The 22,496-nt window shown below is 56.7% G+C and carries 22 protein-coding genes and 3 pseudogenes; 13 read left to right on the top strand and 12 right to left on the bottom strand.

Translation table 11 applies throughout. The annotated features are described in order from the left end of the window. Positions 1-11 precede the first annotated feature (11 nt). Both ABD76_RS19585 and ABD76_RS19580 read right to left on the bottom strand, forming a co-directional pair. A complete protein-coding gene (locus tag ABD76_RS19585) occupies positions 12-947 on the bottom strand; it encodes an iron-hydroxamate ABC transporter substrate-binding protein (protein WP_197258836.1) in 936 nt (311 codons plus the stop codon). An 18-nt stretch (positions 948-965) separates the two neighbouring features. Continuing rightward, complete coding sequence (locus tag ABD76_RS19580; protein WP_197258835.1) at positions 966-1,754, bottom strand: ABC transporter ATP-binding protein; 789 nt, start codon at positions 1,752-1,754, stop codon at positions 966-968. Between the two features lie 195 nt (positions 1,755-1,949). Here ABD76_RS19580 and ABD76_RS19575 point away from each other — a divergent pair, with 195 nt between their 5' ends. Further along, on the top strand, positions 1,950-3,002 hold the full coding sequence (locus ABD76_RS19575) for an NAD(P)/FAD-dependent oxidoreductase (RefSeq protein WP_197258834.1): 1,053 nt from the start codon (positions 1,950-1,952) through the stop codon (positions 3,000-3,002). A gap of 117 nt (positions 3,003-3,119) precedes the next feature. On the opposite strand, the gene ABD76_RS19570 is transcribed toward ABD76_RS19575, so the two are convergent. Next, positions 3,120-3,962, bottom strand: a complete 843-nt coding sequence (locus ABD76_RS19570; protein WP_338125153.1) for an MFS transporter — start codon at positions 3,960-3,962, stop codon at positions 3,120-3,122. A 71-nt stretch (positions 3,963-4,033) separates the two neighbouring features. Then, entirely contained in the window at positions 4,034-4,462 is a 429-nt protein-coding gene (locus ABD76_RS19565; protein WP_197258833.1) for a MarR family winged helix-turn-helix transcriptional regulator, read from the bottom strand. Between the two features lie 273 nt (positions 4,463-4,735). Here ABD76_RS19565 and ABD76_RS19560 point away from each other — a divergent pair, with 273 nt between their 5' ends. Further along, positions 4,736-5,941, top strand: a complete 1,206-nt coding sequence (locus ABD76_RS19560) for an MFS transporter (RefSeq protein WP_197258832.1) — start codon at positions 4,736-4,738, stop codon at positions 5,939-5,941. Between the two features lie 97 nt (positions 5,942-6,038). On the opposite strand, the gene yedF is transcribed toward ABD76_RS19560, so the two are convergent. Together yedF and yedE are read right to left on the bottom strand one after the other, a co-directional pair. Beyond that, positions 6,039-6,266 (bottom strand): sulfurtransferase-like selenium metabolism protein YedF, encoded by a 228-nt coding sequence (yedF, locus tag ABD76_RS19555; protein ID WP_197258831.1) that lies wholly within the window; start codon positions 6,264-6,266, stop codon positions 6,039-6,041. A gap of 3 nt (positions 6,267-6,269) precedes the next feature. Next, positions 6,270-7,469, bottom strand: a complete 1,200-nt coding sequence (yedE, locus tag ABD76_RS19550; RefSeq protein WP_197258830.1) for a selenium metabolism membrane protein YedE/FdhT — start codon at positions 7,467-7,469, stop codon at positions 6,270-6,272. A 363-nt stretch (positions 7,470-7,832) separates the two neighbouring features. Here yedE and ABD76_RS19545 point away from each other — a divergent pair, with 363 nt between their 5' ends. Both ABD76_RS19545 and ABD76_RS19540 read left to right on the top strand, forming a co-directional pair. Continuing rightward, positions 7,833-8,024, top strand: coding sequence for a hypothetical protein (locus ABD76_RS19545; protein ID WP_197258829.1), 192 nt, complete (start codon positions 7,833-7,835; stop codon positions 8,022-8,024). Positions 8,025-8,065: 41 nt separating this feature from the next. Further along, entirely contained in the window at positions 8,066-8,644 is a 579-nt protein-coding gene (locus ABD76_RS19540) for a GNAT family N-acetyltransferase (protein ID WP_197258851.1), read from the top strand. A gap of 159 nt (positions 8,645-8,803) precedes the next feature. Here the strand turns inward: ABD76_RS19540 and ABD76_RS29630 are convergent. Further along, positions 8,804-9,331: pseudogene (locus ABD76_RS29630) on the bottom strand (DUF1963 domain-containing protein); the annotation flags it as partial. Positions 9,332-9,587: 256 nt separating this feature from the next. Between ABD76_RS29630 and ABD76_RS19535 the strand changes: the two are divergent. Then, complete coding sequence (locus ABD76_RS19535) at positions 9,588-11,042, top strand: FAD-dependent oxidoreductase (RefSeq protein WP_197258828.1); 1,455 nt, start codon at positions 9,588-9,590, stop codon at positions 11,040-11,042. A gap of 75 nt (positions 11,043-11,117) precedes the next feature. On the opposite strand, the gene ABD76_RS19530 is transcribed toward ABD76_RS19535, so the two are convergent. Further along, positions 11,118-11,888: an ANT(4')-I family aminoglycoside nucleotidyltransferase gene (locus ABD76_RS19530; protein ID WP_197258827.1), complete on the bottom strand. Its 771-nt coding sequence runs from the start codon at positions 11,886-11,888 to the stop codon at positions 11,118-11,120. 275 nt (positions 11,889-12,163) lie between these two features. Here ABD76_RS19530 and ABD76_RS30230 point away from each other — a divergent pair, with 275 nt between their 5' ends. Both ABD76_RS30230 and ABD76_RS19525 read left to right on the top strand, forming a co-directional pair. Then, entirely contained in the window at positions 12,164-12,289 is a 126-nt protein-coding gene (locus ABD76_RS30230; protein ID WP_269155964.1) for a hypothetical protein, read from the top strand. A 17-nt stretch (positions 12,290-12,306) separates the two neighbouring features. Next, positions 12,307-12,573 carry a hypothetical protein gene (locus ABD76_RS19525; protein WP_197258826.1) on the top strand — a complete coding sequence of 89 codons (267 nt, stop codon included), beginning with the start codon at positions 12,307-12,309 and terminating at the stop codon, positions 12,571-12,573. Between the two features lie 141 nt (positions 12,574-12,714). Here ABD76_RS19525 and ABD76_RS19520 read toward each other — a convergent pair whose 3' ends face one another. Then, positions 12,715-13,854 carry a helix-turn-helix domain-containing protein gene (locus ABD76_RS19520; RefSeq protein ID WP_197258825.1) on the bottom strand — a complete coding sequence of 380 codons (1,140 nt, stop codon included), beginning with the start codon at positions 13,852-13,854 and terminating at the stop codon, positions 12,715-12,717. Between the two features lie 217 nt (positions 13,855-14,071). Between ABD76_RS19520 and ABD76_RS19515 the strand changes: the two genes are divergently transcribed. The 3 genes and pseudogenes from ABD76_RS19515 (at position 14,072) to ABD76_RS19505 (ending at position 17,799) form a co-directional block, all read left to right on the top strand. Continuing rightward, entirely contained in the window at positions 14,072-15,019 is a 948-nt protein-coding gene (locus ABD76_RS19515; RefSeq protein WP_197258824.1) for a helix-turn-helix transcriptional regulator, read from the top strand. A gap of 63 nt (positions 15,020-15,082) precedes the next feature. Beyond that, positions 15,083-15,640, top strand: a complete 558-nt coding sequence (locus ABD76_RS19510) for a DinB family protein (protein ID WP_197258823.1) — start codon at positions 15,083-15,085, stop codon at positions 15,638-15,640. Between the two features lie 209 nt (positions 15,641-15,849). Further along, a pseudogene (locus ABD76_RS19505) lies at positions 15,850-17,799 on the top strand (GTP-binding protein). A 122-nt stretch (positions 17,800-17,921) separates the two neighbouring features. Here the strand turns inward: ABD76_RS19505 and pepT are convergent. After that, positions 17,922-19,160 (bottom strand): peptidase T, encoded by a 1,239-nt coding sequence (gene pepT, locus ABD76_RS19500; RefSeq protein WP_197258822.1) that lies wholly within the window; start codon positions 19,158-19,160, stop codon positions 17,922-17,924. 399 nt (positions 19,161-19,559) lie between these two features. Here pepT and ABD76_RS19495 point away from each other — a divergent pair, with 399 nt between their 5' ends. Further along, complete coding sequence (locus ABD76_RS19495; RefSeq protein ID WP_168181811.1) at positions 19,560-19,847, top strand: alpha/beta-type small acid-soluble spore protein; 288 nt, start codon at positions 19,560-19,562, stop codon at positions 19,845-19,847. Between the two features lie 97 nt (positions 19,848-19,944). Here ABD76_RS19495 and ABD76_RS19490 read toward each other — a convergent pair whose 3' ends face one another. Continuing rightward, positions 19,945-20,262, bottom strand: a complete 318-nt coding sequence (locus ABD76_RS19490) for a winged helix-turn-helix transcriptional regulator (protein ID WP_197258821.1) — start codon at positions 20,260-20,262, stop codon at positions 19,945-19,947. Positions 20,263-20,443: 181 nt separating this feature from the next. On the opposite strand from ABD76_RS19490, the gene ABD76_RS19485 reads away from it, so the two are divergent. Both ABD76_RS19485 and ABD76_RS19480 read left to right on the top strand, forming a co-directional pair. Then, positions 20,444-20,854 carry a DoxX family protein gene (locus ABD76_RS19485; protein WP_197258820.1) on the top strand — a complete coding sequence of 137 codons (411 nt, stop codon included), beginning with the start codon at positions 20,444-20,446 and terminating at the stop codon, positions 20,852-20,854. Positions 20,855-20,886: 32 nt separating this feature from the next. Continuing rightward, the gene (locus ABD76_RS19480) at positions 20,887-21,744 is read left to right on the top strand and encodes a VOC family protein (RefSeq protein WP_197258819.1); all 858 of its coding nucleotides are present in this window, start codon (positions 20,887-20,889) and stop codon (positions 21,742-21,744) included. Positions 21,745-22,185: 441 nt separating this feature from the next. Here the strand turns inward: ABD76_RS19480 and ABD76_RS19475 are convergent. Beyond that, positions 22,186-22,496 (bottom strand): annotated as a pseudogene (locus tag ABD76_RS19475) (hypothetical protein); the annotation flags it as partial.

The raw sequence follows: 22,496 nt of genomic DNA, 5'->3' as shown, positions 1-22,496 counted from the left end.
TTTTCTCCGCATTATTGTCCAAGGAAGCTCTTGCGGAAGAAGTCCAATTGGAAATCAAGCGTCAACGGGTCGTTGAAGTAGAATTCCTTCGCATTGACCTCGAACAGCCGATTGTTCTTCACCGCAGGAATATTTTTATACGTATCCGTGTTCTGGAATGAATTGTCGGCATCGCTGTTCTTGCTCAGAATGACATAATCGCCCGCAAATTCGGGCAGCACTTCCAGCGACACGGCATAATAACCGTCCTTGAGCGCCATTTCCTTGACCTTGTCCGGCATATTCAGATGCATCGCCTGATACAGGATCTCGGTGCCGCGCCCCCAGTTATCGCCGAAGACGTAGAGCTGCTTGTCGAACTTCTCCAGCACGGAGACGGTGGCATCCTTCCCGATCTTCGCCTGAATCTCTTCGCCCGCCTGCTGCGCCCGCTTCTTGAAATCGTCCACCCAGTTTCGGGCTTCCTTTTCCTTGTTCAGCAGCTTGCCGATCTCGATATGCTGAGTCAAATAATCCACTTTGCCATACGTGAAGGTGACCGTAGGAGCAATTTGCTTCAGCTTATCGATATTTTTGATCGTGGACAAGCCGATGATGAGATCGGGCTGCAGCTCAATGATTTTCTCCAAATTTTCATCGGATACTTCCTGGACATCCTTCAATTTTTCTTGGAAGCGAGGATTCATTTTCGACCAGGAGTCCACGCCGACGAGATTGACGTCCAGGGCCATCACATTGCCCGCGAAGCTGGACAAGACGACCACGCGCTCCGGATGAGCCGGCACCTCGACGGGTCCGTTCTCCGACTGATACGTGATCGTGCTTGCGCCGCCTGGCTCCGGTTGAGCGTCCTTAGGGGCGGGGCTGCCGCTATTATTTGAGCCGTTGCCGCAGGCGGTAGCCAACAGCAGGCAGAGCAGTATAAACGGAATCATTGCTTTTTTCATCATAACGTTCTCCTTCTTTTACACGGTGGCCAGATTATAGGTGACGCACATCGGCTTGTCTGTTCGCGGATCGCGGCCGATCTCGGCATCGATATGGAACACTTGCTTCAGCACGTCGTGGTGCATGACCTCTTCGCAGTCTCCGGCCTTGACGATGCGGCCGTTCTTCATCGCTATCATATAATCGGCGAAGCGGGCCGCCTGATTCAAGTCATGCAGCACCATGACGATGGTGCGCTCTTGCTCGCGGTTCAATTTTTGGAGCAGCTCCAGCACCTCGAGCTGGTGCGCCATATCGAGATAGGTGGTCGGCTCATCGAGGAAAATGATATCCGTCTCTTGCGCCAGGGCCATCGCAATCCAGACGCGTTGGCGCTGGCCGCCGGAGAGCGCGTCGACCGTGCGGTGCTTGAATTCCTTCGTGCCGGTGACCTCCAGCGCCCAGTCGATGACGTCGAGGTCTTTTTTAGTGAGGCGCCCGAACCCTTTCTGATACGGGAAGCGGCCATAGGAGACCAGTTCTCCGACCGTCAGTCCGCTGGCGCTCTCCGGGGACTGGGGAAGTATCGCCATCTTCTTCGCCAGCAGCTTCGTATTCTCGCTTGCGATATTTTTGCCGTCCAGAATGACGGAGCCCGATTGATGGGAAATGATGCGGGTGATCGCTTTCAGCAAGGTCGATTTCCCGCAGCCGTTCGAGCCGATAATCGTGGTGATTTTTTTGTCGGGAATCGTGACGCTCAGATCCTTCACGATTAGACGTTCACCATACCCAATATTTAAGGCTTCGGTATATAGGCGAGCCATGATGCAACCTCCATAGAGTAAAATAGAATGATTATTGATAATGATTATCAGTATCGAATATGATCTTACTATAGATTGCCTCCTTTTCAACTGTCAATAGTTTTTCGCTTGTATTGGGTAGGCAAGATATGTATACTAATTGATAATGATAATCAATTACAATTAGAATTAGAATACGATGCGGGAGTGAGCGGATTGACGCAGCACGAATGCTTTGACGTGACGATAATTGGCGGTGGGCCGGCAGGACTGTTCTCGGCTTTCTATAGCGGTTTGCGGGAGATGAAGACGAAGCTGATCGAGTACCAGCCCCGTCTGGGCGGCAAGGTCCATGTCTACCCGGAGAAAATGATCTGGGATGTCGGCGGGGTCACGCCGGTTCCCGGGGCGCAATTAATTGAGCAGATGGTGAAGCAGGGCTTAACCTTCGATCCGGAAGTGGTGCTGAACGAGAAAATCGTATCCATTTCCAAAAATGAAGACGGTCTCTTCGTGCTTGATGCGGCTTCAGGGAAGAAGCATTATTCCAAGACGGTCATCGCCGCGATCGGCGGCGGGATCCTCACTCCGCAGAAGCTGGAGATCGAAGGCGCCGAACGGTTCGAGGTATCGAATTTGAACTATACGGTCAAGTCGCTGCGGCATTTCAAGGATAAAACGGTCATCATCTCGGGCGGCGGGAACGCGGCGATCGATTGGGCCAATGAATTGGAGCCTATCGCGAAGAAAGTGTACCTGACCTACCGCAAGGAAGAGCTGTCTGGCCATGAAGCTCAGGTGACCCAACTGAAGAACAGCACCGTGGAATGCTACTTCAACACGACGATTACGAAGCTGATTGCGAGCGCCAATCATGAAGTGATCGAGCGCGTGGAGCTGACCAACCATGCGACCGGAGAGACGACGAGCCTGGCCATCGATGAAGTCATCATCAACCATGGCTATGAGCGGGACAGCTCCCTGCTCGGCAATAGCGAACTGAAGATTGAGATGGTGGACAATTTCTATGTCAAAGGCAATGCGAACAGCGAGTCCTCCATTCCCGGCCTGTATGCGGCAGGCGATATTTTGCACCATGAAGGGAAGCTGCATCTGATTGCGGGCGCCTTCCAGGATGCGGCCAACGCGGTGAACAAGGCGAAGCAGTTCATTCAGCCGGATGCGAACAGCTACGGGATGGTCTCTTCGCACAACGACTTGTTCAAGCAGCGGAACCGCGAACTGGTCAAGCAGATGATCAATAACTAGACCCATTTGGGAATGTGAAAAAAGGGGATGTCTCAAAAGTAGTTTCACTACAGTGAGACAGCCCCCCTGATTCTCAAAGCTTGACTCGCCGAAAAACTGCAAAAACACACTTTTCCTTTATTTGCGCCCAATCCAGGGCGACAGCCATGGCTGCAATCCCCAGCGCAGCGCTTGCAGGATGCCGGCCAGCGAGGCGGCCCCGATCGTGAACGTCCACAGACTCACATACGTCGCTTCATGCACTTGAATGAACCGGCTTAACGTTGAATTGTACATGCCCTGGAACACCATCGCGGAGAGCAGGCCGGCGATCAGCGTCCAGACGACAAGCGGCTCCTGCCAAGGCTTGACGGCCGGTGTCCCGTCGGCCGAGGAAGCGCTGTCATTCAGCGCCGTTTTGCTTGGCGCAACATGCTTCAGCACGAACGGCACGGCCAGCAAGGCGGCCAGCCCGAAGGCAAGCGCGACATTCCGGATGCCGAACCATTCGACGGCGAACGAGCCGGCCAGCATGCCGACCAGACTGCCGAGGCCGATCAATCCATTGAATGTGCCCATGAAATGTCCCCGGTTCGTTTTGTCCGACAGCTCGATAATCGTGAAATAGCCCCCCAGCCGCAGAAAGCTCCAAGCCAGCCCCCACACCGAGCGCATCAAAAATAAGAGCCAGAAGCTCCCCGCCAGCCCGTACGATGCGGTCGTCGCGGAGGCAAGCAATACGGCAAGCAGGATGCCCGCCCGCTTGGACATTTTGCGGTAGAGCCAGCCAATCACCGGATTGAGCGGAAGCCGCACCAGCCGATTGACCGACAGCAGGATGCCGACCTCCCACAAGGAGGACAGCCCGAACTCCTGCCACCGAATCGGCAGCACGACATAGAGCATCGAATCCCCGAGCAGGCATACCGCCGTAATCAGCGATATAATGATGACCGGCTGCTTGTTATGGTCCGTCGCCACGAGTGCAGGCACCTCCTTCGGCGGGAAATGAGACAGAATGGACGCTCAAGCCGGCGTCAATGCCGGACTTGTCACCCATCCTGCAGCGAATGGTTCAGCTTTACGAGCAATTGGTGCAGCGTATGACACTCCTCCGGAGACCATTCCTGCAAAAAACGGGTGAGCCGTTCCACCCGGATACGCTTCGTCCGTTCAAATTCCTGCATGCCCGATTCCGTAATCTCGAAAAAACTGGAGCGGCCATCCGCCGGATCAGGCAGGCGCCGGATATATCCCTTGGCTTCCAATCCCGCGGTCTGGCGGCTAATCGTGGAGATATCGAGCCGGAAATGATCGGCCAGCGCCTTGACGCCGAGCGGGCCGCGGGTAGACAGCTCATGCAGGAGCAGATAGGCGGATCGTTCCAATATTTTCAGTTTTTTATCAATACCAGAGGAAGTGGCGTGGCGAACGAGTGTGGAGAGCTGAAAGTAGATCTCGGCCAACTGCTTCTCTTCCATCGGTTTCTCACCCTTTCGCATGCAAGCTTCTACCTGCTACTTTACTTGATTCATACAACCAATTTCAACTTCATCCATCACGGTTTTCGGAAGGGGATATTGACAGGATGCGAAGAAGTTGTATAATACAAGTAGATTATAGTTGTATTATACAACTAGATTGCGTCACAAACGCTCGGCAGAGGACGGATTTTTTTGTGCCTGCCGCTCAGGCAGGGAACGCATGACGGACCGTCTGGTCCGTTCAATATTGGGATGGAGGTTGGAGAGCTGATGTCTTCGGTGACTCAATATGAGGAGTTGAAGAAGCGATCCGGTACGTTCAGCCAGCCGCTGTCCGTATGGGTCGTCGCTTTTGCCTGTGTGATTTCATTTATGGGGATCGGGCTCGTCGATCCGATTCTGCCCGCCATTGCGGCCAAAATGGAGGCGACGCCAAGCCAGGTGTCGCTCCTGTTCACCAGCTATAATCTGGTGACCGGGATTGCGATGCTGATTACCGGGTACGTGTCCAGCCGCTTGGGAACGAAGTGGACCCTGATTACCGGTGTTTTTCTTATCATTATTTTCTCCGCGTGCGCGGGCCTGTCCCATACGATTAACGCGATCGTGTGGCTGCGCGGAGGGTGGGGCCTGGGGAACTCGCTCTTCCTCGCCACGGCCTTGTCCGCCATCGTCGGCTTATCGACGTCCGGGACGGCCCGGGCGATTATATTTTACGAAGCCGCGCTTGGCCTCGGGATTGCCGTCGGGCCCCTGCTGGGCGGCGAGCTTGGCTCGATATCGTGGCGCGGGCCCTTTTTCGGCGTCAGCGTGCTGATGGGCGTCGCTTTTTTATTCCTGCTCTTTATTATGCCCAATGTGGCCAGACCGAAGGTGCCGAGCAAGCTGTCGGCTCCGTTCAAGGCCTTGGGCTATCCCGGATTGCTGACGCTGGGCGTCGTGGCCTTCCTGTACAATTTCGGATTTTTTACGTTGATGGCCTATTCGCCGTACGTGATGGAGCTGAATGAGCGCGGCCTCGGCTACGTCTTTTTCGGATGGGGCTTGCTGCTGGCGTTCACTTCGGTGTTTGTTGCGCCTCGGTTGCATGGGCGGTTCGGTTCGGTCGCCTCGGTTATGACCGTGCTGACGCTGTTCGCCGTCATCCTGTTCATTATGGGGATCGGGGCGAAGACGCCGTCCGTCGTCATTGCCTGCGTCGTCGTGTCCGGTATTTTCCTCGGCATTAACAACACGCTCATTACGACGGCCGTGATGGAGTCGGCGCCGGTCGAACGGTCGGTCGCTTCCGCTGCTTACAGCTTCGTCCGCTTTATGGGGGGCGCCATCTCCCCTTGGCTCGCCGGGAAGCTGGCCGAATGGTTCAACCCGACGGTGCCGTTCGTGTTCGGCGCCTTCATGGTCCTGCTCGGCGTGCTGTTCCTGGCCGCCAGACGGAAGCATCTGGCCGGCATCGATTCCGCCATCTCGCATTGATATCTGTGTAGGCAAAAATAAGGGCGCACCGCCAGCGGTGCGCCCTGTCTGTCATCGGCCCGGTTCACTCTCCGCAAGCCGGGTCTCCTGATTTCTATTAAGCGGTAATATAGAACGTGAACTCTTGACCGTTCCGCACAGGCTCCTGGGCCATCGCGTAGCCGTGCTTGACGACTTCCTCCGGCACGTTGCGGAAGGCGGCCGGACAGTCGGCGATCACTTGCAGCAGTTGGCCTTTCTTCATCCCTTGCAGCGTCTCCAGCGTGTAAATCACCGGATACGGGCATGGTTCTCCTCGCAGATCCAACGTGAAATCGACAGTCATAAGTCAAGCTCCTTTCTTGTAATTGAATCCGACGCCGAAGCGGTAGTTTTTCTGCCAGTACACGGCGATAATGAAGCCGATCCCCAGCAGAAGCAGCGTCGCGATAAGCGCGCCGGCAGGTCCCATGACGTCAATCAGATTGATCGGCGCACCGCTCTTCACGAGCAGGTTGTATACGCCCAGATGATCCCAAGCATAGGCCAGTCCGGTCGCCCCGGCAATGTTGCCGATGAATACCGGCAGGAAGACGACCTGTCCTTCCATGAGACGGTACATCATGCCGGTCTCGCAGCCGCCGGCCATGACGATGCCGAGGCCGAACAGGACGCCGCCGACGAAGGTGCTCGGCGCGGCAATCTTCGTGATCGGCTCCATGCCGTACACGAGAATGATGATGAGCGTCGCCACGGAGCTGACGGCCATCCCGGCCGTGATCGCCTTCGTCATCGTCGCGCGGCCGCTAATCCACAGATCGCGGAAGGCCGATGTGAAGCAGATCTGTCCTCTCTCGATCAGAATGCCGAAGGCAGCGCCGAATATGGCGGCCACGCCCAGCATCGTGCGGCCGGAGAGGAAGAAGTAGACGATCAGTCCCGCATACAGCAGCGCAATCAGGCCGCCAACATACGGCTGAATCTTGCGGGCCTTCGCAGGACGCGCCGCCGTGCCGCCGCGCTGCAGCGCAGGCTTGCCCTTCCACCAGGCGGTGTTGACGACCTTCGTGCCAACATACGTTCCCGCCGCCGTCGCCACGATGAAGATCCAGGAATGGAGCGAGAACTGGGGAACGCCGGTGAAGAAGGCCGCCAGGTTGCAGCCGAGCGCCAAGCGCGCGCCCGCCCCTGCGATAATGCCGCCGATCAGCCCTTGGACGAAGCGGCGCTTCTGCCGCGGAGCGCGGATTTTGAAATTGTTGCTGAACAAAATCATCATCAGCGCGCCGATGAACATGCCCCATACAATCCAGCCGTCCGTCCGGCTCCATGTCGTACCGTCCATATGAATCAGATTAAAGTAAGCCCAATCGGAAATATCGACGCCGAGCAGCTGCAGGATATGGCCGCCCAGCCGGGTGAATTCGCCGGTGACCGCCCACACCGTTCCGGTAATCCCGAAGTACGCGGCGCTGAGGACGCCGGCAATGCCCATGGCGGCATAAGGGCTCCAATACTGGTTGAACACTTTGTCTAGCATGGATTTCATCTGTACTACCCCTTCAATCTTATAAAATCTTCTATCTATGGTCTATGAAATAGATTAATCACGATGCCACTCTTTATTGTACTACCATTGTCAATCCATGAGGTGGCTTCACCCGAAGTGAAATCATGTCACCGATCCCAATGATTCGATAGACATGGTAAAATAATTCGTAATCTCCCAGGAAAGGATGGAAACGGATGAACCAAACCGCTGCACATGCTCTCCCGGATCGCGTGCTGGCCTGGGCAGCGCAAGCCATCCATCCCCAGGCGGCCGTGAAGTCGATCCGGCGCCTGCAGGGCGGCATCCTCGTCGCTGCTTCATCTAGTCACGCTTCGTTGCCCCGTTCACGACGGAGAAATAGTGGAGGGGCTGTCCGATCGTCTGATGCGGGAGCGTCTCGATCAATATGCGGTTCAGCCTGCTGGAGCGGTGTATTTCCGGGAGCGCGTCCCCTTCGGCAATGGGAAAGGGCGGTGCGGCACGGCACGGCAGAGGGTAGAGATTGACCCGTTCAGGCCGCCGCCAAGACAGGCAGCAGCAAGGTGGCAGTAACTCGATCAGGATGATCGGATATCGGAAAAGGAGGGCTTGGGATGACATCCCCGCATAATATATGGGAAGGCCGATTCGTGCGGCTGCGCGCCATTGTTCCCGGCGATTGGGCATGCTTCCATCGCAACGATCAGGACTCCGAAGCGGCCCGGCTGTGCGACGCGATCTATATGCCGCGTTCCGAGGAAGGAACCCGGGCATGGGCGGAAAGGGAGGCGGCCAAACATCCCGACGGCGACAACATGAGGCTGGCGATTGAGACGCTGGACGGGCAGTTGGCCGGCACCATCATCTCCCAGAGCTGCGATCGCCGGAACGGAACGTTCAAGTATGGAGTCGCCATCTTCCGGGAGCATTGGCGCCGAGGCTACGCTTCGGATGCGGTGCGGATTCTGCTGCGCTACTTTTTCGAGGAGCTGCGCTATGAAAAAGCGACAGCGCAGGTGTATTCGTTCAATGAAGCCTCGGCCCGGCTTCATGAACGGTTGGGATTCAAGCTGGAGGGGCGGGTCCGGCATATGATTTTCGCTCAGGGCCGGCACCATGATGAACTGATCTACGGCCTGCTGAAGAGCGAGTATGAGCGGATGAAGGACTCGCTTCCCGCAGCGAAGCCGTAAGCGGATCGTGGCCCCGGAAGGAATCGATCCGGGGCTTGCTGTTCCGGCAGCGGCATTCCCGCCGCAGTGGGCGGCCAGCGCTTCCATCGCTTGATCGGGATTATACCCGTATTCCTTCCGCAGAATCAGGGCGCAAGCGGCCTCGATCTGATCGTCTCCATGTTGGCCTTCGGGGAAGCCGAACATGGAGCCCCAATTCTCGGAAGCTTCTCCCGCCGAGGACATCTCCAGGACGAAATCAAGATACCGTTCATATGAATAGTCATCGAAGGGCACCATATCCTCGTCGACATACGCATAGTTGGGGAACTCCAGCGTAGGGCGGACAAGCGCATCGAAGAAGTGGAATTCCTCGCCGAGCGCGGCACGTCTGCCGGGCGCCCGCCGTTCCATGCCATCGGCGGATGCCGCATAGATGACCCGATGCTCGATATTGTACGCGGTCTCATCTGTGCCGACGAAGAAATAGAGCATGCCTCGCGCAGGCAGCCGCTTCATCAAATCGCAGGCGGCGAGCTGCTCCAGATTGAGCTGGGCCAAGAAGGTCATGGGCTCCCCGTCCGCTGTCAGAGGCCATTCCGCGCGCTGCGGGAGATCGGGACTGCCGCCGACTCGGGTACGGCTCCGGGATGCTCCGTCATCCGGCGCGCCAATGTCCAGGCGGATTCCCTGTCTGCAGACCGCCATCATCTGCCGGGCCGCTGGCTGCAGTCCGTATTCCTTGATTTGCTCCTCCGCCAATCGGCGAAGCTCTGTCATCGATTGGGTCATTTTGCCGCCGCCTCTCCTCATGTTACTACTACTATTTCACCGGGCGGAGCGGGAAGTCAAGTCTTGAACTCGGCCAGCAAGCGGAATCTGTTTCTTTGTAACCTTTGCCAAGGAAAGATATGTTGTTATAAAACTATCACCAATTTTAACAGGAGGAGTAACGTACACGAGAATGAAACCATCACAGAACCGTTCCATCATCATCCGGTGCATGGCGTTGTTGTTCGCTGCCGTCCTCGTCGCCGCGTCCGTCCTTCCTGCGGGAGTCGCGGCCGCCCAAGCGAAGTCTTCCTGCGGAACCGGCTGCGACCGTTACGACGTGGTCGTCATCGGCAGCGAGATCCAGGGGGTGCTCCTGGCCAAGGCCGCCCGCGATCTTGGGCTCAAGGTCATGATCCTCGATCCGCGAAGCAAGCCGGGAGGCGAGCTGATTCAAGGTCAGATGCTCGTGCTCGACCAGCCGAATGACGATCAGAAGCGGAGCCTCGTGCAGGGCGAGATTCGGAGGTTATTCAATGGCTATAACGCCGGCACCATTCGCAAGGAAGAAGAATTCAACCGCTATTTCCAATCGGTCATCAAAAATATTCCGATTCAAAACAGCATCCGCATCGAAAAGGTAGAGGTCGTTCCCCGGGGGAAAGAGAAGGCGATTCAGTCGTTGACGTACCGGGCCAAGGACGGCAAGCAGTATAAGGCGGAAGCGGAATACTTCGTGGAAAATACCGATTTTAACGCCTTGACGAGCAAGCTGGAAGTCAAGCGGATTCCCGGGATGGAGAGCATCTATAACGGGAAAAAACCGGATCATATGGCTGCTACCCTCATGCTGAGGTTCAAAAATGTGGATTGGAATGAACTGCACGAGCAGGTGCTGCTCGACTATCCGCTGACCAATGTGCAAAAGAAGTATGGTCCGAATACATATGTCGATCGGAACACGGCGACAGGCTTCAGCAATCTGACTTTCCAATACAAGCCGAAGGATGATCAGCTCGTTTTTCGCGGCATCAATTCCACCTACCAGCGGAATGGTCAAGTGATAATGAACGCGCTGCTTATCTTCAACGTCGATCCGGCGAATCCGGAATCGGTCCGATCCGCCGTCGAGAAGGGGAAGGCCGAGGCGCCTGATATTCTGAAATTTTTGCAAAAGCATATTCCCGGATATAAAAACGCCGAATTGGACGGGTTTCCCGATTATTTATATATTCGGGATTACAACCGATTCGAGACCGACTATATTTTGGACTATCCGGACGTGATGTCAGGCAAAATGTTTTGGGATAATGTCAGCATTGGCGGCTACCCGGTCGATCTGCAGGCGGTACGGGCGATTCCAAAAGGAATCGGCTTTGGCAAGCCGAACCGGTACGGTATGCCGCTGCGCTCCTTCGAATTGAAGAACTATGAGAATGTGCTTGTCGTCGGCAAAAATGTTGGGGCGACCATCAAAGCGTACGGCACGGCCCGGATCATGCCGAACACCGCGCTGGCCGCCGAGACGATCGGGATTATTTTGGGGAAAGAGCTGAAGCATAAGCGCCTGAAGCAATTGACGCAAGCCGATTTTCAACGGATACATAAGTACCTGGAACGGAATTACGGCATTGTATTGAACCGTTAACCGGTAAGAAGGGGGGCCCGAGGGACCGACCGGACAGACAGAGAGACCCGCAGCGGAACGCGGGTCTCTCTTCTTCTAGAATGGAATCGGCGCCGAGGCGATCATGTAATCATGCTTGGCCGCCCAGGCGTTCAGCCCTTGCCAATAGGCTTCGCAGGCGGTGACGATCCGCTCCGGGTCGGCCAGCTCCCCGGACATGACCAGCCCGGCCACCTGATCATACCCTTGCGGGCGATCCGGCAGCGCCAAGGCCTCCGGCAGCACGCGGGCTCCGGTGGTGAACAGGGTCCGATGATGCAGGCCCAGTATCATCGCGCCGTAGTGGGCGAACTGCATGGCCAGGTAAGGCAGGCAGGAGGCGGGGCCGTGCAGGCTCGCGTTGCGGAGCTTGCCCGCGAACTCGTACATTTCGCCGACCAGCACCTCGCAGATCGCCCGGCGGAATTCCGACGCAGGCGGGGATTCAGCCGCCGCCTTCAGCTTCGGAAAGAACTCTTCCGGATCATGCAGGGCCAATGCCGTAAAGAAGGGACCATGCGTAAGCGGCCATCGTCCTTCGATCTCTGCCGCTTTGCGCAGCAGAACATCCTCGCTCATCACGTCTACCTCGGCCTTCCATGGCCCCGCGGACCATTCATAGCAGTGGTCTGCGGCTCCGCCCGATTTCCGCAGCACGCAGAACATTTCGATGTCGGAATAGGGTCCGTCCATCCCGCGGGCGATCGATCCGTGTACGCCAATCGCTTTAATTTTCCTTCCGTATTTCTCATGCAGCCGGTCCGCAATCTTGCGGCATGTCTCCATTCGCGCTTGCTTCGATATCGGCACAGGTCCAAGCTTGTTCATAGCTCCATCTCCCTTTGTGTTATTGGCGGTCAAGGCGAGTCTGAACAAGTTGGACGGCGGGCCTCGGGATTAACGGGGCACTTTGAGCTTCGGCATGTCGATCATACCTTCCTTTCGTATCCTCTTTACTGAAATTGTACGATGGTCCCGGCGTAACTGCAAGAAGCGGGCGATGCGCTAACGGACGAACTCGCCAAAATCACGGAGATCCGGTACGTGTGAGCGGCATCGTCATATGATGAAGTAACCACCTTCATGGGAGAGGAGGATTCTCCATGGACAAAGATGAAACGGTTAGGATCATTACCGCGATTGTGCTTCTAGTTGTGTTCACTTCATTATTTCTGGGTTTTGGGCTTACTGAAGGAGGTGGAGGCAGGCTGGAAACCATTATAATCTGAATTGGATGGTGACATCCATGGCGAAGAATGGGAACAATAATCGAAATAATAAGAGGAAAAATAACGCCGGTCCCAAGCTGTCCCCGCAACAAATCGCGGTCATCGTTGGTTTGTTGACCAATGCGCTTCAAGTCGAATCCGTCCTGATCGATCGAAATCAGGCTATCGAAATCGTGCTGGTAGGCTCGATCCGCAGGAAGACCAAGGCAGACTATGTTGCTGAACAGATGGGCGGGGTAAGTGTAGCCGAATTAATCCAAGCCATCCTTCGCCAGGGTCAGTAATAAACTCTGCTTTCACAGGTTCGGGCTTGTGGGGCGTGTCCTCTGGAATCTGCCTTCCGGTCGAGCGCATTGTAAGTGGACGTGCCCGCAGATGATCAAGACGTACAGGAGAGCCCCCTCCTGCCAGAGGGGGCCGGGAAGTCAGTCGCGTCCCGATTCGTTCCCATGCAGCCGCAAGCTCAGCCCGGGGTTCGCCTCGGAGACGGAGCGGATATACCGGCTCATGGATTCCGGGGACACCGGGAGGCGGAAAAGATCCCGATCCGGCAGGAAAGTGATGCTGGTACCGGTCTCCCGCGTCGCGCCTACCGTCAATAATCCGGTCTGGGGAATTCCATGCTTGAATTCCTGCCGGAATATGCTGCCGCCGCGGCGAATCTCGACCGTCAGTCTTTGCGAGAGCGAGTTAACGACGGCGGCATTGAGTTTGTGCTCGGCGCCCGGCGCGGTTATGAAGGCGCTGGGGCTGCTGCGGCCGATGTCGGTGAGAATCGCCTGCAGGGGCGTCTTGTCCGCGGGGGCGAAGGCTTGAACGGGGATGCCCCGGCCGTTGTCGGCGATGGTCAAGCTGCCGTCGTCATGCATGAAGAGATGCGCTTCGGTGCAGTGCCCGGCCTGGTGTTCCAGGATCGAATTCTCGATGAGCGCCGCTGCCAAATGAAGCGGGTCGTATCCATTCCGATGGGTTCCCAGGTAGTCGCCCGCATTGTTCCGTGCTTCGGTCAGGGCGATATAGTCGCTCGCATCGAGCAGCTCGGAAGCGGCCGCCCACAGAAGCAGCAGGGGGAGGGCCCGGTGGGGAGGGATGGCGTATGTGCCGCCCCGTTCCTCTTGGACAAGCAGATCGGCTCCCTGCAGCGCCTTCAGATGGTGATATAGCTGTCCGGTTGTGCCCATATGGAGCTGTTCAACGAGCTCGGATCCGGTGAGCGGAGCGGCGAACACGGACTTAAGAATATCGATTCGCTGCTTATGCCCGAGGGCGGCCAGCACCTTGGCGGCCTTCTCCCCGTCGAGATCGAGAAGCTCCCGGACCGTTCTCTCCTGCGGCGCCCATCGGACGCTTCCTTGGTCTCCCCGATAGCGGCCGGAATACAGGATCGCTCCCGATTCCTCTTCCTCGCTCGGGCGCCTTGGCGTGCCTTCTGCGCCGAGATCTCCCTCATCGGCATGGATATCCGCCTCTGATTGCATGCCGGCGAGCTGCTTCACGAGCCGTTGGATTTCATTTAGTCGGGACTGCAAGGCATCAATCTCCGCTCCGTAATCCCGGTTAGCCATGTTATCACTTCCTTTTTATCGTTTTACGTAATTACGTAATTTAATAATATTATGAACCGTCCCTGATGTAAATATCATCCAACATGGTGGAGGAGAAAAAAGCAGAGGGCTTGCCGGAAGGCCAGAGCCGGAATGGGCGCTCGCCAATCCGGCACCGCTGTGGTTACAATGGAGATGACAAGAGTTCGATTTGAGACGAAAGGGAGGAGAGGGGAGCATGAACAAGACGGACCGTCTTTTGGCGATTGTGCTTGAGCTGCAGCGCTGCGGGCTTCGGCGCGCAGAGGATCTGGCGGCTACGTTCGAGACGAGCGTGCGGACCATTTATCGGGACATTCAGGCGCTGAGCGAGGCCGGGGTACCAATTGCCGGCACGCCGGGACAGGGCTATTCGCTGATGGAGGGGTATTTCCTGCCGCCCGTCAGCTTGACGGTGGAGGAAGCCGTCTCCCTCCTCATCGGCACCGATTTCGTCACGCAGGAATTCGCTGCCGGCTATGCCGCAGGCGCCGAGACTTCCCGGCGCAAAATCGAAGCACTCCTGCCGCATCCTGTCCGCGAAGAGGCGGAGCGCGCACGCCAGGCGATCCGGCTGCTCTCCGAGCAGCGGGCTTCGAATCGGGGGCCGGAGAAGGAGCGCCTCGACCGGCTGCATCAAGCGGTACTGGACAGGCGCATGATTCGGTTCCGGTATACGAAGGCCGCGCCGGATGACGCCGGGAACCGGGACAGTATCCGTGACGCTGCCCCCTACGGACTGGTGCTCGTCCGGGGCGTATGGATGCTGATCGCCTATTGTCATCTGCGCCGGGCGATTCGCCACTTTCGGGTATCGCGCATGAGCGAGCTGGTTGTGCTTGATGAACGGTTCGCGTTCCCGCCGGATTTCCGCTTGTCGGACTACACGCCTCCCGATGACCGGACGATCCGGGTCCGCTTGCAGGTAGACGCTTGCATCGCGGATCGGGTAGCGGAATCGAATTCATATTACATGGAATCGGCGGAGGCCTGCCCGGAGGGGATGCTGGTCACCTGCCGCGTCCGCCGGCCTGAAGATCTGCTGTCGTGGGTGCTGGGCTGGGGCGGGAATGTCGTCGTGCTCGAGCCCGAATCATTGCGCCGGCAGGTTCGTGAAGAAGCGAAGAAAATAGCGGATCGCTACTGACATACTGCTGTCAGGAGCTCTCCCGTATACTGATAATAATTCAGTATTCGAGGAGATGATGGAATGAACAAGAGCATGGGCATTGCGGATATTTTGGCACGATTCGACGAGATTACGGATCATTATGTGCGGGAGCTGGGCAAGTACAGCATGGAGGAACTGCGGCGCAAGCCGGCCGAGAATGAATGGTCGCTTGGCCAAATGTACCTGCATCTGGCCCATTCCGCGCTGCATATGCAGCTCCGCCATGCGGAGCGGTGCATGGAGTCCGGCGCCGCCGGCGAGGGGGCCGGCGAGAAGACGGAGGCCGGAAGGGCCGCGTTCGAGCAGGGGAGCTTCCCGCCGGTGCGCATTCGGGTGCCGGCCGGCGCGCAGTATACGCCACCGCAGCCGGAGAGCAAGGAGCAGCTTGCCGCCAAGCTGGAGGAAGCTAGACGACGCATGCACGAGATCGGGGCGTCGCTGCAGGGCGCAGCTACGGAGCGGCTGCAGCGGACGGCGGCTCATCCCGCCTTCGGCGCGCTGAATGCGGCCGAATGGTTCGCGATGCCGGAGATGCATTACCGCCACCATCTTCTTCAGAAGGAGCGGCTGGACGCTTTCATCCATTCTGCCTCCTAGGGTGTCGTGACATTACGGTGGAACGCTTTGCGAATTCGAGCGCGTCCCGTTGAGCAGGCCGAGGAAGACCGGACGGATAACCGCATTTCCATATCGGCCCGTGATGCCTCCGCGCTCTCTGTGCTATGATGGGAACAGTTCTTTAGCGAGGGAACATGCGTGAAATGCAATCATAACAGTCAATGGAGACCGCTGCGAGAGGTGTCAGGATGCATAGAACAATCGGCATATTCGCTCATGTAGACGCAGGGAAGACGACGCTGGCCGAACAGCTGCTGTACCATACCCGCAGCATTCGGAGCCGGGGGCGGGTCGATAACCGGGATGCCTACATGGACAGTCATGAGATCGAGAAGGAACGGGGCATTACGATTTTCGCCGATCAGGCGGTGATGACATACAATGGCAGCACCTACACGTTGATCGACACTCCGGGACACGTCGATTTCTCCGCCGAAATGGAGCGGGCCATCCAGGTGATGGATGCCGCCATTGTCGTCGTCAGCGCGGCGGAGGGCGTGCAGGGTCATACGGAGACGGTCTGGCAGCTGCTGGACGGGCACTGGGTGCCGGTCTTCTTTTTCATCAACAAGACGGATCGGACCGGGGCGGATGCAGAGCGGGTGTTGGACGATATTCGCGCCCAACTGACGCCGGACGCGGTTGATATGAGATCCGCCTGCGGCGAAGCGGAATGGGAGGACGGGCTAATCACTTTTCTGGCCGAGCGCGATGAGGAATTGCTCTCTCGTTATATGGAGGATGAATACGATCGGGAGGTATGGCGAAATGCCGCGGCCGGCCTGATTCGGACGCATCGCCTGTTCCCCTGCGCCGCAGGATCCGCCCTGCAGGATGTGGGCGTTACCGATCTGCTGCAACTGGTGGATGCCTTCACGCCGGGGGACTGGCGACAGGATCAGCCGTTCGCAGCCCGGGTATACAAGGTTCGCCATGACGCGAACGGCACCCGCGTTACCCATCTGAAGGTGTTGGGCGGTTCCTTGCATGTCAGGGATGAGGTCCGTTATGGCTCCGGACCGGACCGGATTGCCGAGAAGGTGACCTCGATTCGGATATACAACGGACGCAAATATGACCATGCCGAACGGGCGGAGGCAGGCCAGCTTTGCGCCGTTACCGGACTGTCAGCGGCCGCGGCGGGGGAAGGCTTGGGCGCGCTGAACGATCGGGCGGAATACGAGATGGTGCCGATGCTGACGTCGAAGGTCATCTTTCCGCCATCTCTCCATGCGAAGGAGGTGCTCCAGCGCTTCCGCCTGCTCGATGCCGAAGATCCGTCGCTTCGGGTGCAATGGGATGAGGCGCTGCAGGAGATTCATATCCATGTGATGGGCGTCATTCAGTTGGAGGTGCTGGAGCGCCTGGTCAAGGAGCGGTTCGGCATGGATGTCTCCTTTGGGACCCCGGACATTCTGTACAAGGAGACGATTGCCTCGGCGGTGACGGGATGCGGGCATTTTGAACCGCTCGGGCATTACGCGGAGGTGCATCTTCGGCTGGAGCCCGGTGAGAGGGGCAGGCGGGATGGTATTCCGGAACGAGTGCCATCCCGACGTGCTGACGGTCAACTATCAGCATGTCATTGAGCATGCTTGCTGGAACGGGATCACCACGGGCTGCTGACCGGATCCCCCGTCACCGATGTCAAGATGACGCTGATGAAGGGCCGGGCCCACAATAAGCATACGAGCGGCGGCGACTTCCGCGAGGCGGCCTACCGGGCGCTCCGCCATGGGCTGGAGCAGGCGGACAATGTCCTGCTGGAGCCGTATTATGAGGTGAAAGTGAAGGTCGCGTCGGAGCATATGGGACGCTTCATGACCGATATCCAGAAGGCATCGGGCCGGTTCGAACCGCCCGAGTTCGCCGGAGATCAGGTTGTGATTACAGGCAAGGCGCCGGTGGCAACATTCATGAACTACAGCGCCGAGCTGGCCGTCTATACCCAGGGCAAGGGGATGCTGCAGCTGCGCTTCGGCGGGTATGAGCGCTGTCATAACGCCGAGGAGATCATTGCGGCCAAGGCATACAATAAAGACGCGGACCCGCTCTACACCTCGGCCTCCATCTTCTGCGCCAAAGGGCAGGGGTACAGCGTGCCCTGGGAAGACGCGGCGCGCCATATGCATTGTTGAGCCGGAGGGGCGAGGCTGTCCGAGACGGTTCGGTAACGAGCCGGGTCGGAGGCCGGCCGTCATAGCAAGGGGCTTTCCCATCGTCACGCGCGTTGACTGAGACGGGATAGCCCCTTCATGCTTTATTGGGCAGCCTGCTGCTCATACAGCTTAATTATCTCGATAATAACCTCCGTCGCCTTCACCATATTATCAGCCGAGACGTATTCGAACTTGCCGTGATAGTTCTCTCCCCCGGTGAAAATATTCGGAGTCGGCAGTCCCATATAAGACAGCTGCGAGCCGTCCGTGCCGCCCCGGATCGGAGTGATGATCGGCTCGATGCCGACGTTCTTCATCGCTTGATATGCAATATCGACAATATGCTTGACCGGCTCGATCATGTCTTTCATGTTGTAATATTGGTCGTTCATATCGAGGATAATGCTGTTTTCTCCGTAGATGTCCTGAAGTTCCTTCACGATCGCTTCGAGCTTCGCCTTGCGGGCCTCGAAATTGGCCTTGTCGAAGTCGCGGATGATATATCGCAGATCGGTCCGCTCTACATCTCCTTGAATGGAGATGAGATGATAGAAGCCGTCATAGCCGTCGGTGAATTCAGGAGCTTCCTCGGCAGGAAGCTTGCTGTGCAGCTCCATGGCGATTTTGGCCGAATTGATCATCTTGCCCTTCGCCGAACCGGGGTGGACATTCGTCCCCTTGACCGTAATCTTCGCCTGCGCCGCATTGAAGCTCTCATATTCGAGTTCCCCGAGCGGGCCGCCGTCAACGGTATAGGCGTATTTCGCGCCGAAGGAAGCGACATCGAAGCGGTGGGGCCCCCGCCCGATCTCCTCGTCCGGGGTGAAGGCGACACGCACCTTGCCATGCTTGATCTCCGGGTGCTGGAGAAGATAGGCCATCGCGGTCATTATCTCGGCAATCCCTGCCTTGTCATCCGCGCCAAGCAGCGTCGTCCCGTCCGTCGTAATCAGGGTATGGCCCTTGTAATTCGCCAATTCCGGGAATTCCGCCGGCGACAGCACGACATTGAGCCCTTCGTTCAAGACGATTGCATTCCCGTCGTAATTGTCGACGATCTGGGGATTGACATTGGCTCCGGTGAAGTCCGTCGCCGTATCCAGATGGGAAAGGAACCCGATCGTCGGGATATCCTTGTCCGTATTGGCCGGCAGCGTGGCCATGACATAGCCGTTTTCATCCAGGGTCACCTCCTGCATGCCGATCGCTTGCAGCTCTTCCACGAGCAACCGAGCCAGGTCCAATTGTCCCGGCGTGGACGGGCATGTCTGGCTGTCATCATTCGATTGGGTATCTACTTTGGCGTAGGCAGTAAATCGTTGAATAATTTCATTTTTCACGAGATTTCACCTCAAACATTGGTATGTACTCCCTTTTCCCATACTACCACACGGACGAATGCAAGACACAACCTCACCCATGTAAATCCATATGGTTAGTGCTTATAAACTGCTTTAGATTGCAAATTTAAGTTGAATCTCCGTTTTGATCGGAGGGATCTGTCGGAGTTATCATTTCTTGAGAGCGCAACGCATATACGTTGCCTCGGAAGCCGGGAATTTTACGGATGGGTAGGACGGTTGTATCGATATCAGCCTTTTTATGCACCGATAAAAACATTCGGAAACGGAGAAGATAAGCAATGAAGAAGGCGTTTACGGGAAAGGCACATAATTTGACCGCTTCCGGGCCATTGTATGAAGGATTCATACTTTAATGCTGGCAAGGAGGCAGGACTGATGGCCCGCAGGAACCGAAGAAGGCTGCTCGTCAACGGAGCAGAGCAGGGCGTTAATGCGTTCAAGGCGGAAGTGATGCGGCAGGAAGGGTTCGCCGTAGATCCGAACCGGCCGGACGACGTCAAGTATGAGGTCGCCAAGACGTTGGGCGTGCCGCTGCAGCCGGGAGACAACGGAGAACTGTCAACCGAATCGGCAGGGCGCGTTGGGGGCCGGATTGGCGGCACGATGGTCCGGGAGATGATTCGTCTCGCCCAGGAGCAGCTCACGAAGAAGCCGACGCAGTAGCTATTTATAGGTACAGGAAAGCGAACAAAGCCGGAGTCTCCCGCGAAGGAGATCCGGCTTTGATGTTATCGGCAGCAAGGCGCTTCGCAGGAGCGGGTTATAGCTCGATCCATTGCGCAGCCCAAGCTTCAATGTCCCGAATGATCGGTTCGAGAGCGTGTCCCTTCTCCGTCAAAGAGTATTCGATGCGCACCGGCGTGTCGGGATATACTTCACGGCGCACGATGCCTTCGCGCTCGAGATCCTTCAATCGCTCGGACAGGACCCGGCCGCTAATGGCGATGGCCGCTTCCATCGTGCAGAAGCGCTGCGGGCCTGCCAGCAATTGATGGATGATAAGCCCTGTCCACCGCTGGCTCAAAATGCTCATCGCTTTGTCGAAGCGGGGGCATCGTTCACTGGATGTTCCGTTCATGTTCCATCACCTCTACATTTCTATTATAGCATTGGTGATGGGAAATAAGCACCTTTCCCAAAAAAATATAATTGCTTGACAATATTAATTGACTAATTTATATTTACTTGTAATTAGTAACCGAGATGAAGGAAACGCCAGGTTGCAGTTATTCTATAATTAAAAGGATGTGTATTCGGAAATGACAAAGCTTCACGAAATAGGTGATCTGCTGTTAAGGATCTTTTTGGGAGCGGCTTTTCTTATCCACGGCTTTCAAAAGTTCCAGGGCGGCATTGGCAATACAATGGGCTTCTTCGAGAGTCTGGGGCTGCCTGGATTTGCGGCTTATGCCGTTGCCCTGATTGAGATTATCGGGGGCATCGCTCTTATTCTTGGCCTGGGAACCCGCCTTTTCGCTGCCCTGTTCATTATGATCATGGCTGGGGCGATGGTGAAGGTGAAGTTCGCGGCAGGCTTTACCGGCAGTCCGGAAATGGCGGGCTATGAATTGGATTTGGCCTACCTTGTCATGGCGGTATTTTTGCTCCTCGCGCCAAGCAATACGTGGTCGCTTGATCGTCTTTTCTTCGGCAGCAAGCCGAGCGCATGAACAGGCCTAGAACCTGAAGGGGGAACCAGCCTATGAATTTTCATCGTTACCCGTCAACTTATGTCGGCCATGTCCAGCTCGCCGTAGAGAATCTGGAACGCTCGCTCTTGTTCTACCGCGATATCCTTGGATTCAAGGTGCTCGAACAATCCGGCTCCGGCGCCGTGCTGACGGCGGATGGCGTGACGCCTCTCGTCACGCTGGAGCAGCCGGATACGATCGAGCCTAGGAACCCGAGCCAGACCGGGCTGTACCATATTGCGTTCCTGCTCCCGAGCCGATCCGATCTGGCCGATATTCTTCAATACTTCATCCAGATTGGGTACCCTCTTCAGGGGGAATCCGATCACTATGTGAGCGAAGCGCTCTATCTGGCCGATCCGGAAGGCAACGGCATCGAGATTTATGCGGATCGCTCCCCGGATACCTGGAGCTGGAACGACGGCCAGGTCGGCATGGCGACCGTGGCGCTGCAGGCCGACAGCCTGCTGCATGAAGCGACCGGACGCCCGTGGACGGCGATGCCAAGCGGCACTATTATCGGCCACATTCATTTGCAGGTATCCGAGCTGGAGAAGACAGAGGAATTTTACGGCCGGGGGCTGGGCTTCGAGACCGTCGCCCGTTATGGCCGGCAGGCGTTGTTCATCTCGACCGGCAAATACCATCATCATATCGGCTTGAATACATGGCACAGCGCGGGGGCGTCCGCTCCCGGCAAGCATAGCGCAGGCTTGAAATGGTTCACGCTCATGCTGCCCGACGAGGAGACGCGGAAGCAGACCGTGGAACGGCTGCGTCAGCTTCATGCGCCGGTCGAGGAGGAAGCGGGCACGGTACGAACGGCGGATCCGAACGGCATTCATCTCATTCTGCAAGTGCAATCCTGATAGATGCCATTCGTCCGAGATCGGGCGGCATGGCTGCTTACAGCAGATGGCTTCGGCTATCTGCTGTTTTGCCGTATACGGGCGCAACCTCTATCTAGGTGACCGGATGGCGAAGATGAGGCGGAATTGGAGGTTGACGATGGAGTCCGTTTCCTTGGTGAAGCGCTTTTTTGTGTCGGAAAAGGGAAAACGGAACCGGAGAGCCGGCTGTCTATTTGCGGAATGAATACGTCAATGTTAACATATCTGCATTGCAAATATTCCGAACTTAAGTCCAGCGGTATGATGTCAAGACCCTGATTTATGAGAATTGGAAAATTTCCTTGGCGTGCAGCAGGATCAATCCCAAAAAAGGCATCGCCAAACTAGACCCAGTTGAAAATGGAGTTAATTACCATAATTTAACTGGGGATTAGAGAAGAGGATTCATGAGCCAAGGCATTATTGCTCTGTCGGCTTCACCTTCCTTCTGGGCGTATAGAGTTGGTCGTTGCGTAGCAGCACATCGACCAGACGCACAAGTTTTCTTGCCGTTAAGACGAGGGCACGTTTGTGTTGATGCTTAGGGACTTCATTGAATTTCTTCCGGTAGTACTCCCCGAATTCCGGGTCGCGGTTTTTTACCGAGTGGGCAGCTTCAACAAGGTAGTAGCGAAGGAATCGGTTGCCGGAAATGCCGTCTAAAATGCGCTCAATCGCCTTGTCAAGCTCTTTAAGCTGACTCTGGATGCTCCGGATCGACTGAATCGAGG

Origin of the sequence: Paenibacillus dendritiformis (assembly GCF_015845845.1) — a bacterium.
Lineage (GTDB): Bacteria > Bacillota > Bacilli > Paenibacillales > Paenibacillaceae > Paenibacillus_B > Paenibacillus_B dendritiformis_C.
Note: the sequence above shows the minus strand (reverse complement) of the source record. Positions and strands in the feature narration are given on the sequence as shown.

What these genes read in the sequence shown, in the direction of transcription:
- ABD76_RS19585 (WP_197258836.1), bottom strand. Translation starts at nt 947, where the DNA reads ATGAAAAAAGCAATGATTCCGTTTATACTGCTCTGCCTGCTGTTGGCT.
- ABD76_RS19580 (WP_197258835.1), bottom strand. Translation starts at nt 1,754, where the DNA reads ATGGCTCGCCTATATACCGAAGCCTTAAATATTGGGTATGGTGAACGT.
- ABD76_RS19565 (WP_197258833.1), bottom strand. Translation starts at nt 4,462, where the DNA reads ATGGAAGAGAAGCAGTTGGCCGAGATCTACTTTCAGCTCTCCACACTC.
- ABD76_RS19560 (WP_197258832.1), top strand. Translation starts at nt 4,736, where the DNA reads ATGTCTTCGGTGACTCAATATGAGGAGTTGAAGAAGCGATCCGGTACG.
- yedF (WP_197258831.1), bottom strand. Translation starts at nt 6,266, where the DNA reads ATGACTGTCGATTTCACGTTGGATCTGCGAGGAGAACCATGCCCGTAT.
- yedE (WP_197258830.1), bottom strand. Translation starts at nt 7,469, where the DNA reads ATGAAATCCATGCTAGACAAAGTGTTCAACCAGTATTGGAGCCCTTAT.
- ABD76_RS19540 (WP_197258851.1), top strand. Translation starts at nt 8,066, where the DNA reads ATGACATCCCCGCATAATATATGGGAAGGCCGATTCGTGCGGCTGCGC.
- ABD76_RS19535 (WP_197258828.1), top strand. Translation starts at nt 9,588, where the DNA reads ATGAAACCATCACAGAACCGTTCCATCATCATCCGGTGCATGGCGTTG.
- ABD76_RS19530 (WP_197258827.1), bottom strand. Translation starts at nt 11,888, where the DNA reads ATGAACAAGCTTGGACCTGTGCCGATATCGAAGCAAGCGCGAATGGAG.
- ABD76_RS30230 (WP_269155964.1), top strand. Translation starts at nt 12,164, where the DNA reads ATGGACAAAGATGAAACGGTTAGGATCATTACCGCGATTGTGCTTCTA.
- ABD76_RS19525 (WP_197258826.1), top strand. Translation starts at nt 12,307, where the DNA reads ATGGCGAAGAATGGGAACAATAATCGAAATAATAAGAGGAAAAATAAC.
- ABD76_RS19520 (WP_197258825.1), bottom strand. Translation starts at nt 13,854, where the DNA reads ATGGCTAACCGGGATTACGGAGCGGAGATTGATGCCTTGCAGTCCCGA.
- ABD76_RS19515 (WP_197258824.1), top strand. Translation starts at nt 14,072, where the DNA reads ATGAACAAGACGGACCGTCTTTTGGCGATTGTGCTTGAGCTGCAGCGC.
- ABD76_RS19510 (WP_197258823.1), top strand. Translation starts at nt 15,083, where the DNA reads ATGAACAAGAGCATGGGCATTGCGGATATTTTGGCACGATTCGACGAG.
- ABD76_RS19495 (WP_168181811.1), top strand. Translation starts at nt 19,560, where the DNA reads ATGGCCCGCAGGAACCGAAGAAGGCTGCTCGTCAACGGAGCAGAGCAG.
- ABD76_RS19490 (WP_197258821.1), bottom strand. Translation starts at nt 20,262, where the DNA reads ATGAACGGAACATCCAGTGAACGATGCCCCCGCTTCGACAAAGCGATG.
- ABD76_RS19485 (WP_197258820.1), top strand. Translation starts at nt 20,444, where the DNA reads ATGACAAAGCTTCACGAAATAGGTGATCTGCTGTTAAGGATCTTTTTG.
- ABD76_RS19480 (WP_197258819.1), top strand. Translation starts at nt 20,887, where the DNA reads ATGAATTTTCATCGTTACCCGTCAACTTATGTCGGCCATGTCCAGCTC.